12 protein-coding genes are annotated in these 12,341 nt (G+C 33.9%); 1 reads left to right on the forward strand and 11 read right to left on the reverse strand.

The features are described 5' to 3' along the window. Positions 1–35 precede the first annotated feature (35 nt). The 4 genes from WKH12_RS03635 to WKH12_RS03650 all read right to left on the reverse strand — a co-directional run bounded on the left by WKH12_RS03635 (position 36) and on the right by WKH12_RS03650 (position 6,397). Positions 36–3,005, reverse strand: coding sequence for a hypothetical protein (locus tag WKH12_RS03635; protein ID WP_434732032.1), 2,970 nt, complete (start codon positions 3,003–3,005; stop codon positions 36–38). Continuing rightward, on the reverse strand, positions 2,986–5,340 hold the full coding sequence (locus WKH12_RS03640; protein ID WP_434732033.1) for a VirB4 family type IV secretion/conjugal transfer ATPase: 2,355 nt from the start codon (positions 5,338–5,340) through the stop codon (positions 2,986–2,988). The genes WKH12_RS03635 and WKH12_RS03640 overlap by 20 nt, the downstream gene beginning before the upstream one ends. 44 nt (positions 5,341–5,384) lie before the next feature. Next, a complete protein-coding gene (locus tag WKH12_RS03645) occupies positions 5,385–5,756 on the reverse strand; it encodes a hypothetical protein (RefSeq protein WP_434732647.1) in 372 nt (123 codons plus the stop codon). A 101-nt stretch (positions 5,757–5,857) separates the two neighbouring features. Then, positions 5,858–6,397 (reverse strand): hypothetical protein, encoded by a 540-nt coding sequence (locus WKH12_RS03650; RefSeq protein WP_434732034.1) that lies wholly within the window; start codon positions 6,395–6,397, stop codon positions 5,858–5,860. A gap of 165 nt (positions 6,398–6,562) precedes the next feature. Here WKH12_RS03650 and WKH12_RS03655 point away from each other — a divergent pair. Next, a protein-coding gene (locus WKH12_RS03655) for an IS630 family transposase (RefSeq protein ID WP_434732009.1) occupies positions 6,563–7,577 on the forward strand; the annotation gives its coding sequence in 2 pieces (ribosomal slippage) (positions 6,563–7,027 and positions 7,029–7,577; 1,014 coding nt in all). 192 nt (positions 7,578–7,769) lie between these two features. Here the strand turns inward: WKH12_RS03655 and WKH12_RS03660 are convergent. From WKH12_RS03660 to WKH12_RS03690, 7 genes are all read right to left on the reverse strand, one after another. Further along, positions 7,770–8,186, reverse strand: coding sequence for a hypothetical protein (locus tag WKH12_RS03660; RefSeq protein ID WP_434732035.1), 417 nt, complete (start codon positions 8,184–8,186; stop codon positions 7,770–7,772). Then, positions 8,179–8,466 (reverse strand): recombinase zinc ribbon domain-containing protein, encoded by a 288-nt coding sequence (locus tag WKH12_RS03665; protein ID WP_253307215.1) that lies wholly within the window; start codon positions 8,464–8,466, stop codon positions 8,179–8,181. The genes WKH12_RS03660 and WKH12_RS03665 overlap by 8 nt, the downstream gene beginning before the upstream one ends. A gap of 287 nt (positions 8,467–8,753) precedes the next feature. After that, positions 8,754–9,035, reverse strand: a complete 282-nt coding sequence (locus WKH12_RS03670; RefSeq protein WP_434732036.1) for a serine integrase family protein — start codon at positions 9,033–9,035, stop codon at positions 8,754–8,756. Positions 9,036–9,075: 40 nt separating this feature from the next. Beyond that, complete coding sequence (locus WKH12_RS03675; RefSeq protein WP_264328686.1) at positions 9,076–9,393, reverse strand: recombinase family protein; 318 nt, start codon at positions 9,391–9,393, stop codon at positions 9,076–9,078. Continuing rightward, a complete protein-coding gene (locus WKH12_RS03680; protein WP_264687851.1) occupies positions 9,387–9,563 on the reverse strand; it encodes a hypothetical protein in 177 nt (58 codons plus the stop codon). Before WKH12_RS03680 ends, WKH12_RS03675 begins: the two co-directional genes overlap by 7 nt. Before the next feature lie 704 nt (positions 9,564–10,267). Beyond that, the gene (locus WKH12_RS03685; protein ID WP_434732037.1) at positions 10,268–11,065 is read right to left on the reverse strand and encodes a phosphoribosylformylglycinamidine synthase subunit PurQ; all 798 of its coding nucleotides are present in this window, start codon (positions 11,063–11,065) and stop codon (positions 10,268–10,270) included. A gap of 6 nt (positions 11,066–11,071) precedes the next feature. Next, a complete protein-coding gene (locus WKH12_RS03690) occupies positions 11,072–12,322 on the reverse strand; it encodes a PstA family ABC transporter permease (RefSeq protein ID WP_353275864.1) in 1,251 nt (416 codons plus the stop codon). Positions 12,323–12,341: the final 19 nt, after the last annotated feature.

The raw sequence follows: 12,341 nt of genomic DNA on the forward strand, positions 1-12,341 counted from the left end.
TAAAACAAGAGCATAATTTTCAGAGTTATATCTTTTTACCTTAACAATTCTTTTTTGATTTCCTCTTCAACTTTCTCTCTTATATTCACATTAAGGTCCTTCGTCGAAAAATCAGTCATAGCTTCAAGATCATATAGATCTCTTGTCACTTTTTCAATAGCATCATTTATTTCTTCTTTGTCAAATTCCTTTGTAATAGGTCTAATCTTCACATACCCTGGAGAGCCTTTACCATAAATTTCTTTGCTTTTATAAATGCAACCACCTGCACCAGGTTTACTGCTTCTCAAACCACTTCCACACTCTATTATTTCATACTTGACTTGACCATCTTCTATATATGTTATTTTATTATTTTCAGTAGACTTCAATGCACTTGCTGGTATGACTATTTTCTCTAACTCTAAACTCGGTTCATGAATTATTGTGTCCCGATAACTTGTACGTTCAGGACCATATGTTCTATACATACCTCCACCTGCAACAGTGATTAATGACTTGCAATCTTGTTTGTCTGAACGACACATTTTTATAAAAATAGGTCCTCCGTCCTTATCTGAGGAGTTATTTTCCTGGTTACCCCCTCCCTCTGTAACTTTCACCTTAATTACAGGATAATTAGGGTCAATTTTCAGTTTAGCTTTAATATAATCGCCTGGCATTCCTGCTCTACTTTCAGTGGAACATACAGAAGATTCGCAGTTAATAGGTGTATCTTTTATATGACCTGCTTCACCACTTCCCCATGCTTCTATTTCAACACGGTCAAACATTATTGATAAGTCATCTGTATAAACATCTTTACTTTCAGGATCATAGGATTTTTCATTATTTTTTTCAAGATCTGGTTTCTTATTTTTCAGCTGTTCCTTGATTATCTCTTTTAATTTTTCTTTTACTTTCTTTTTTAAACCTTCTAAATCGAACCTACACAATTTATCAGCGTAAAAGACCTCTGTTCTATCTGCTTTAATCAGTTGATCTTTTAATTGTGTACACTTTTGTACTTCATTTTTTTCATCTCTTAATACTTTACCATCCTTATCTTTACAATCCACTTCCTCATACCTTAAGTAGAATGGCTTATCATTTTCATTTTTATTCAAATATTGTTTTGAACGGCTGCATTTTCCATCAGAGCAGATGCAACCATCATCACCTTGATTACATTTTTCTCTATGCTCTACATCTATCAACTTATATACTACTTTGACTTTGTTATTTATAAATTTTTCATCTATGTCTTTATCGTAATCCACGCAGTAACTGCATTTCCCCTTTTCCTGTTTATTGTCGTCAGGGAAGAAAACATACCCTTGCTTATTAAATATTATTTTATCCAACTGATCTTGAAGTCTTTTTATTTTTAAGAGGTCGACTGTTTCCCTTTCCTTGCTTGGAAGATAATAGAACTGATTTGATTCCTTTGAGTAAACAGCATTGTATTGAATATATTTTGTTCCCATTAATTTTAGTGGTATTATTTTATTTTCTCTTTCAAGAACAAACTCTTCTGGTTCTGGCTGCCATCCAGAAAGACAAAGCATTCTACTGTTAGAATTTTCTTTATATTTTATTTCTACTTCTGGTTGTCCTAAGCTGTTCAATTTGCACTTATCTCCCTGAAACTCTTTACATTCCGTTTCAATATCAGGAACATAGCCATATTTTTTCAGAACTTTAAATTGTTGCGGATTACTTTCTAATATACCTTCTATAATATTATCAATATAACTTTTTTCGTTATTACTATCAGTTGTTTTTTTAACTATTCTCGGTTTTACTACCTTTAAAGATAGAGGGCCAATGTTTGTAGAAGAACCAGCATTAACATTAAAAGTACATAAACCATTGCTGTAGGTTCCACGTGCTTCATAAGTACAAGTGTTCTCACTCATCTTCATTCTTATCTTTAACGTGTTACTCTGCTTTCCAGGCGTGTTACTTTTTACTATCTCTACTACCTCAGGCTCCGGAGCAGGTGGTGCCGGGAAACAGCGGACGAACTGTGGATTTTTTTCATCTATACTTTGAGTTCCATGGTATTCAGCACAGAGCTTATCTTTTTCTCTATAAGTTTTGAAGTAATGTGTCGTGCCATCTTTATCCAAAATAGAATGCTTCCTAACTTCATCCGAAGTAGGGCGTTCCTTAGCTTTATCTTTTTTGTATTTTCTGGGAAAATCTAATGCTTTTCCAATCTTTCCGTCTTCTTCTATTAGATCACCAGCTATTACCTTAACTTTAGGGTTAAAGTAATCATTATCTTTATCTGTTATAGGAACAATTCTAACTTGTGGAGGCGACATCGCAAGTTGTTCACAAAACGGAGGGGGGGCAGGTGCAAGTGGAATAGGAGCACATTTTATTTTCTCTTGGTAGCAAGTATCACAAACATTTTCCATTCTTCCAGGGCGAAAAATACTTGCTCCTTCACCTACTTTATCAGCCCATTCAAAAATACCACTTATACAAGCCGCTTTTTGGCTACAAGCACATATTTTAGGAGAATTAGCAAATTTCCTTTTTTCTTCATCAGTAACATTATCTACCCACTCCCACTCGAGACCTTTTGCAATTCCTTCCTTAATTTTTCCATCACCTAACATTTTATCTCCTTCCCAGTCGATAAAAACTGCTGCAGAAACTCCAGCTCCACTTGTCTGTGTTCCATATATTTGGCGGCAGGATGTTCCGTTACCTAATTGATAGCAGTTATCTTTTCCTTCGTAATCACAGACTTGAATCCTTGGATTGAAATAACCATCAATTCCTTGGTCTTTTATTGCTGTGACTCTAATGTATTGTAATAACTTTTCATCAAAATCTAGATTGCTCCAATTAAAGGTAAAAAAATTTGCTAAGCCTTTTCCAGTTTTGTTAGCCGCAGCTTCAGCTTCAGTGTGAAAACGTATCTTTCCACAGGTATCAGAATATCCATTACTTGCAATTAGCAAAATTAGTACTAGGAAAAAAAAATTAGCTTTAAGCTTTACACTTTTCATAAAACACCGGTAACCACTCATTAACTTCTTCCCCTTTTTCCTTTATTGCCTCGTACATATACTTTATCGTCTCTTTGTTAGCTGAAAGTACATGTATTTCTTGCATATTCTTTAAATCTAAATTTAAAGTTACTAACCCTTTATACTGCTTTATCAAAAATAAACCTTCCTGTGTTGGCGTCTGCAGAATTATATTCAGCTCCTCTTTCGATAAAGAAAATGCTTTCATGTATAACCTATTTGCATTGACGTTTGGCATCAAGATCCTTGTATCAACATGTTTATCTAAATATTGAGTAAATTTGCTAGCAAATGCGAGGTTTAAGTTTTCAGTACTTAGGATTACTACAACATTTAGTTCCGTCATTCTTTGCATCCAGTTATCAAACTCTTTCTCTGTAGGAAAGATATTACTTATCTCCCATGCTTCATCCAAAACAAGTATTGCAGGCGAGCCATCACATTTTGCCTCAAAAGAATATAAAAAATAGTAAAGTATCACGGATATACATTCTTTTCGTTTTGTGAGGTTTGCGGTGTTGAGAGATATAATTTTTGTTTCCCAGTCAATATCTGATTCATTACCATCTTGAAATAAGTAAGCAAACTCACCACCGTCACACCATCTACTTATTTTACCCCCGAGGAGCAAAAGCACCTCAGAAATTTGCGCAATAGAACGTGACTCCTTGGGTATAGCAAATATAGAATCCACAATTTTTCTTATCTTTTCTTCTACGTCCACCAAGCTCGTATCGGCTACCATTCTTTTGATCAGTTCAACCAACATATTGCGATTGGAAGCACTATCTTCAATGTTTAGTGGATTAAATTTTAGGCTTTTGTCCTTATACTTCGGATCGATTATATAATATTTACCACTCACTGCTTTAGTAAAAATTATCGACTTTCCAGTGTTATCCAATATGACAATTCTTGGGTTAAACTTTCTTGATTCTGATAATAGGAAATTAATGAGTGAAGTTCTGCCTGAATTTGGAGCTCCAAGTATCGTAGTATGGCCATTATTTCTTTTTCCATAGAAATTAAAGAAGTAAGGATTTCCTTCTTTTGAGAAAAAAACTGTTACCGCTTCTTTCCACCTTCCTCCTTTTAATGTACCTGACGTAAAATCATGCAGCATAGCAAAACTGCAAGCATATTTTACTAATATATTTTTCGGTTGTGTAATAAAGGTAAAATTGCCCGGAAGTTGTGCCCAAAAATGACTTTCCATATGTAGATCAGTTCTAAATATCATGAAGCCAATTAATGACATTATAGAAGATAAATCACTAATATTTTCGGCTAACTTATTCCTATCGTCTGCAAATATTGTAAAAATAATTTTCTGTTGGCAGAAGTCTAGACTAGAGGTCTTTTCAAGCTCTATTATTTCTTCAATTCCTGAGCTTTTAAGTAAGGTATTATCCTCACTAATTTGCAGCATGTTAATTTGTTTATTAAATTCTTTTATTGCCTTACTATTACTAGTAAATATCATTATTTCTGTAATGATAAATTCAGATTCAAGCTGCAAGCACCTATCTATATTGCCTAAGGAGATTTCTCGGTATTCCTTTATGCTGAAAACAGAGCCAAATTTCTGTTGATTTTCAAAGATTGTCTGAAACGTATTGAAACCAAAAGCTATTTTAAAATTTCTAATATATTGCGACAGGTCCCTTTCATGTATTGGATAATCTTTGTGCGTTAATGTAACAATATAGTGGAGAAATTCTATCATTTCAGAATATATTTTACCTTCACTAAATCTTAGACCCAGTTTTTTAGCTCCAAAAGGTCCTAAATCATCGTGAATTAAGTCAGTTATCTTTTGCAACTCCTGGTGGCTTTCCTGTAAAGACAGCTTATGCTTATTCTTTATTCTATTAAAAAAAAATGAATTATTAGTATGCTTACCAAAATCGCTAAACAATATTACAATATATAATTCATTTATATACTGTAATTTACTATCAATAAGTTTATCAAACCGCGCTGAATGTAGCTTATCAGAGAAGTCTTCAGTTTTATTCCATTTTAAGCTCAATTTATTGCGCTTTCGGACAGTATGAATCCAAACGGTAAAATATAGGCTATTAATATTTTTTGATATGCTTTTTCTAATTTCAGTTCTAAGGTCGCTGTAATTATCAACAGAAGAATAATCTTCTAACTTGATTATTTTTAACAACTCTCCCTGTTTTGTTAGTATAGTTTCTTCATTGTAATGACAAGCATAAGGAATGAAATCTAAATCAATGCTCTCTAGTAATGCTAAGTTGTTCTTTTTTTCAAACTTAGAGTTAATTGCTTGTACTTTTAGCTGCATATGCGTATTCAATAAAGATAATTAAAAAAGATAAAAATACTATCTTAATTTTTATCTTTTTTTTCGCTATCGGATTGTAATTTTATATCTTTTGCAAAATTAAATTTTTCTTTTAAGTAGTCTGTTGCCTTTTCTGTACTACCAAACATCATGATCAGTACACCAAACATTATCATAAAAAAGATTAGACCTCTGAACACTACTGCAAGTATCACCGCAGCTATACACAACCCTATGATTGTTGAAGGACTCGTATTTTCTACAGTATCTTTAATTGAAAATGAAGAAATAAAATCTTTTACCGTTTCTTGTACATCCTTTAATTCATCACTCACCGAAGCTTCGCTAGAATATGATGCAAAAATGAAACTTAATAAGGCTATAAAAACCAAAACTTTATTCAATTGAATGCGCATCAACTAAATACCCTTTAAATATTCCTCAAATATAACAACTTTTATATCAATAGGCAAGAACTGAATTCACTTATCCACTACAAGTAACACATATTTAATTTTTACAGATGTGAACATGCTGTAAGCTTTTTATCATCAACAAGAGGTTCCACATTAATGGATGTTAATTTACTTGATAGGAAGTTTGAATGCAATTCAGCTACTGCTGCTATAGCAAACACTGCAGCCATAGCAAGTAGTCCTGCTCCTACCAGTCCTGATGTCATTGCTCCTGCAACAATGCACCCTATTGTAGAGAGAGCACAACCTGCTACGAGTGCAACGTGAAGATTTCTGTTATTGGGTTGTTTAAGTGGAATATCTTCACCCTTTTTCTCATTCACAGGAAGTTTCTGCACAGTTGTAATGGTATTTTTTTTGTCCTTTTTTTCTTCAGATTTCACTGGATCCTTTGTGTGGTCATCATCTGTCATCCCAGTGCGTGACACTGGGATCTTTGATTCTTCTCCTCTGGCTTCAGTTACCTGCTGTAATGACACCTGGGATAACTCCTCCTTAACTTGATCTGGATTTGCTTGACCATCTGAGTTTACACTTTCTTGCACCTGTGGCTCTTCTGGTGCAGTTTGCTCTGGTTGCATTTGATTCTCATTCTCTTTTTGTAGATTATTATTTTCTTCAGCAACACTTGGTATTGAGTTTAACCTTTCCTCAGATGAAGTGCTTGTTATACCAATTCCTAAAAATAAATAGAGGAATAAAGAAAAATTTCTAAAATAGAATAATTTAAGAATTAGTGGGGAGTTATGGCAGGAAAAAGTAAAGCAATAGGAGAAGAATTATATAATAAGTGTAACCTGGAATTAAAGAAGCACGGCATAAGAGGAGAGATAGGAAGAAGATTACAGGCAATAATATCTGCAAAAGAATATGGAATAACAAAAGTTGCTCAAATATACCGAATTACTAGAACTACATTGATGAAGTGGATTACAAGATTTAAGGAAGGAGGAGTCAATGCGTTTAAAATACAACCAGGACGTGGAGTAAAGCCGAAGTTGAGCTACAAGCAGCAAGAAGAAATTAAAAATGTCATAGCAGAAGAAGGAGCCAACCTAACGGCTAAGAAATTAAAAATCATAATTGAGAAAATGTTTTCTATTGAGGTAAGTAAGTCTACAGCACATAGACTGATGCAAAAGTTAGGTTTTTCGTATATTACTCCAAGGCCTGTGCACAATAAACAGGATAAAAATAAACAAGAAGAGTTTAAAAAAAAATCTTAATGAAACTATTGTCACGTATCCCGAAAAAGAGCTATTTTTCTTCGATGAGTCGCGGTTTGGCACACATTCAAAGATTGGACACGGGTGGTTTAAAAAAGGCATTAGGACACAGGTTAAGGTAAAATTAGGTAGGCAAAACTTTTATCTCTATAGTGCAGTTAATCCTAGAAATCGAGAGAGTTCTAGCTTATTCGTACCAAACGTCAATACTGATTGTATGAATATATTCCTTGAGCAGATGTCACAATATTTAGGAACAAGGGAGGCATTTCTTGTTGTGGATTGTGCAGGATGGCATAGATCCAAAGGTTTAAAAATACCACAAAATATTACCTTAATCTATTTACCTCCATATTCACCAGAGTTAAATCCAGTAGAGCGTTTATGGCAATATTTGAAAGACAATCTCATTAAAAATAGAATATATGACTCTGTTAGTTTATTGGAGGATACTGTATGTGCATTCATTCGTAATATTACGGAAAGTTCGATCAAAACCATTTGTTCTGTGAGTTATTTGCCTACTTATTTATGAGATTTGGTATAAGTTTCTCTTGATCCCACTTTGATTAGCTATAGAAAAAATTTTTTACTCTAATGCAAAAAATTACTTCCGCAAACTTAAAGCCTGATTATAATAGACTTCTTGCATAACCCAAACTAAGTAGAAAAAAGGTATAGCTGACCCAAGCAACACGTCATACCGCCGCAGTATCTCTAGATCCCGCTAACAAGTAGCGGGATGACTACCCCTACAACAACATTGCAAGTATTGATTTTTCTCCCCATGAGAAGAGTCTGGAAGCTCTTTCACTCTAAACACGATGTTCACATCCTCAAAATTAATCTCAATTCGCTTAACTAACGTTCTAATAATATCACGTTTAGTTAGCCAGTCTGCATTATCAAGACTTGAGTTAATACTAGAGGAAAATCCCTCTAAATTTGTTACTACTAGAGTGAACTCTTGTGTGAGTTTTTTCTGATCAAATGTTTTTTTCTTTTGTTCTTCAACCATTTTTAAGTTTTGTTTCATTGATTTAATTCTTGGCTCAAATTCTTCTTGATCAATATATTCTTGAACATAACTATCAATTAACCTTGCAATACCACGTTTTAATTTATCTTCTTGTGCTTCAAGCAAAGCGCTTTTTTGATCTAGTGGTAAGTTCTGAAAGTCTTCGTTTATACTCCTCTAATATTCTATTCGGATTTTTTAATAGATGCTTTACTTCTTCCCACACAGCTATGTCTAATGTATCTGTACGAATTAATTTGTTGTTACACATTTTATTACCACCAAAACGGCGTGCCAATACAACGATAATACACCTGATTATTAGTTTTTTTCCCTCCTTATTCCTTGCAGTGCTAGTACCATAATATGCATAATTACAAAGCTTACATACTACTAAACCTTGCAATAAATATCTTGCTCCTCTTTGTCTTGTTCTTGCTATTTTTCTATTCTCTGCTAATTGTTCTTGAACTATATCAAATAAATCTTCGTTTACTATACTAGGTACTTTAATATAAATCCAATCCTCTTTTGGAACAGGATAAGTAGAATAATTATCTTTTGGTTGCTCGCAGGAGTTTTTTTTGGTCTTATATATTTTAATTTTACGCCTAACCTTGTTTTACCAAAAGCTGCTTGTCCTCTATAAGCAGAGTTTTTTAACATACTCAAAACTACAGCCCTATCCCAATATTATTTTCCTGTTCGCGTCATAACGGACATAGCACTTAGCCCACGACATACTTCTCCTATACTCGCTCTTTCTCTTCCTACCCAAAAAAATACTTTACGCACAACTTTAGCTTCTTCTTCATAAATTTCAAATAAGGCTTGTCCTGTCTCTGTATTTTTATTTATATAATGATAGCCATAAGGAGCAGCTCTCATTACACTTATATAACCCTTATTGGCTGCATAAATCTTTCCTCGGCAGCTTCCTTCCATGATTTTTGCACGTTCATATTCTGCTATCATACCTTGCATTTGTAATAGTAATTGAGATTCTGGATTATCGCTAATTTAAAAAAATGACTTCTACTCCTAGTTTCTTGAACTCTTCAAGTAATACCATCTGATATGCATACTTGCGAGATAAACGATCAGGAGAATGAATATAAACCTTATCAATGCTACCTTCTGCTATTTTATCACGTAATTTTTCTAAACCAGGACGGATTATATTAGAACCATTATCAATAAATTTATATTCATTTAATAATTTATGTCCGTCCATACTAATTTGATTCTCTATAGCAGCAATTTGACTTGCTATTGTACCTTCTTGTGCTTGTCTCCCTGAAGAAACTCTTGCATATAATCTAACTGTTACCATTTAACCCTCCTCAAATCTACTTTCTTACATTCAGAGTTTTCTTCCTTTTTGCTCACTTTTATTGGTTTACTTAACACTAATTTTTCATATGCATCTAATAGATACAACTCTGCTAATCTATTCACTTCATAACTACAACGAATACAAACTATTAATTTCTTGTTGCCCATTAGCTCTCCCATATGTTATTCATCGAGACATATGGTTATTTGATCACTAGCTCTATAAATAAATTCAACTCTCTGTTCTTTTTGTAGAAGCTTTCGGGAAATAGTTTTCTCAAGTTTCAGATTTCTTCCAATATTGTTGGCGGAGTCCCTACGTCATACCGCCGCGGTATCTCTTAGCCGCTAACAAGTAGCGGGATGACGATTCTTCAAATCGTCAAGGTGTCATCCCAGTGCCCTGACTACTTGGATCCAGAAAACTTAACTTTAAATAAGTGGCTGCATAATAAAGACTAGATTCCAGCGTCACGCGCTGGAATGACACCATTTTCGGTCTCTTAAGTTGCTTTAGCTACAAACATTAAGAAATTTACCAAATAAAAAAAAGGCAAAGAACTCCCGTGGTGCGAGTTTTGACTCTATATTACTGTAAGTGGCGCTGTAATAATGTGCTAACGCTTAAAATAAGCGCGATTTGGCTGAATGTAGAAAAAATAAAAAAGACATGCAGCCGCTATAATTTTATGTAATCCGCCAATAAATACCCTGAGTTTTTTACTGAATTTTGTCATTGAGCCTGCAGGTCAAAAACAAGTTTTGAGTCATAAATACCCTTATTATCATAATAAGGGGACTGGCGAAACTTGTAAAGTAATTTTTTGCAATATCAGGGGATAATTTCGACCATAAATCCCTATCAATAAATTTTAACAAAAATACTTTAGTGCATTTTCAAATATAAGCATTCCATCGCCATATTTTGGTATAGCACTTCCTAAACGTTTACATTTTTCTTTTTCAAGAGGCCAATTATCTTGCTGAGTAAAAAATATTCCCCTTTCTGGATGGGGCATTAAAGCCAATACTCTCCCACTTTTATCTGATAAAGCTGCCAGATCGTATGTAGATCCGTTCGGATTGTAAGGAACTTGTAGGTTAGCATAGTTGCCATTTTCATCAATGTAACGTAATGCGGTGGAATTGTTCTCAATCAATTGGTTCAAAATATCTTGATCCATAAAAAATTTGCCTTCCCCATGAGCAATAGGGAGATATAGTTCACTCAGGCCCCGTAGCCAAACAGAATTACTCTGCGGATTAACTCCCACTCTAATCCAACGGCATTGATAATTGCCTATATCATTATGGATTAAAGCTAGACTAGAGAACTCTGGAATTAATTTTACTAATATCTGACAACCATTACATATTCCTATAATCAGCTTGTCCTGAGATAAAAACTCTTGAAACTCATCCAACAAGTTGTTTTTAATACGTAAAGCAAACGCATTACCAGCACCAGTGTCATCACCATAGGAAAAACCTCCTGGAATTGCAAGTATATTGCTTAATTTCAGTTCACTTGGATTATCTATGATATCATTAATGTGAACGATTTTTACTTCAATATTACTAATACCAAGTTTTCTGCTGCATTCCATAAATGCAAATGCGGTTTCTTTTTCGCAATTTAAGCCATAACCAGATAGGACTGTGATTTTCATGAATTGCTAAAAATTAAAAAATTCGAATTTCTTTTTTACAAAATTTGCTACTAAATTTAACGCAAATAACACCAATAATAAAGCTATAATTGCAATAGCAGCAAGTTCAATAAATGCAATTTCAGGACTACTTGACCATATGTATATTTGTACAGGCAGAACAGTCGCCGGATCGAAAAAGGACGTAGGTGTATCAGCAATAAATGCCACCATACCTATCATAAGTAAAGGGGAAGATTCACCTAAAATCCTTGCAATTGCAAGCACAGTACCATGTATTATTCTTGGTAACGCAATCGGTAAAGAGTGATCTAATATCACCTTGATGTGAGGCGCACCGAGCGCAAACGCTGCATCTTTTATCGTAATAGGAACATTCGCAAAGGCATTTTTTGTTGCAATTATAATATTAGGTAACATCATAAATGAAAGAGTCATTCCACCAACAAGTGGTGAAGAGCGTGGTAGCCCAAATATGCCAAGATAGAGAGTTAAGCCCACTACACCAAATATTATTGAAGGCACTGCAGCAAGATTATTCATGCTAATTTCTACAATATTAGTCATTAGCCTATTTTTAGGCATAAATTCGTAAAGACAGATGCCCGACATAATTCCTATTGGTAATGCTAATGCTAGGCACACTATAATTGTCATTAATGAACCGATAAATGCCCCTAAAATCCCTGCATTCTCAGGTTCACGAGAGTCAGATTTAAGGAATAAAGACTTATTAAAAAATTTTTTCACTCTCCTCTTTTCTTTTAGCCAATCAAGTAATTTAGCATAACGATCATTTAAATGTTTATCTTTATTTATTGAATTAATTATACTTGACGCGGTAAACCAGATCTCATATTCACCACTATCTTTTACTTTCTTACGAAAAAATTTCTCTAGTTCTTTGTAAGAATTACGACTTAAAATTTCGTCACTGTCTTTAAAATCAGTTCCTTTAAACACCTTACGTAAAGAATCGTTGAGTAAGCCAATGGACTTATACCGCAAATCACTAGGATTATTTGTTAAAGTAAGATCAGCACTTATTTCAATTGGCAATAAAATTTTCGTTACTGTTAAGGCACTGTAAGAGTTAACTAATATACTCAACAATATACACACAGGACAGCCAAGTGAGATAACTAGTGCCATGAAAGAGCAAAAGCGTAACGCTCTGTTCTTTTTATTTTTCCTTTTTATACGAGCATGTACACGCCTTGACTGAAGTAATTTAAGGAATTTTTTCTTTATACTCATTTATTTTTCCTGGATCCTA

The sequence above is a fragment of the Wolbachia endosymbiont of Zygogramma bicolorata genome (assembly GCF_051130665.1).
Lineage (GTDB): Bacteria > Pseudomonadota > Alphaproteobacteria > Rickettsiales > Anaplasmataceae > Wolbachia.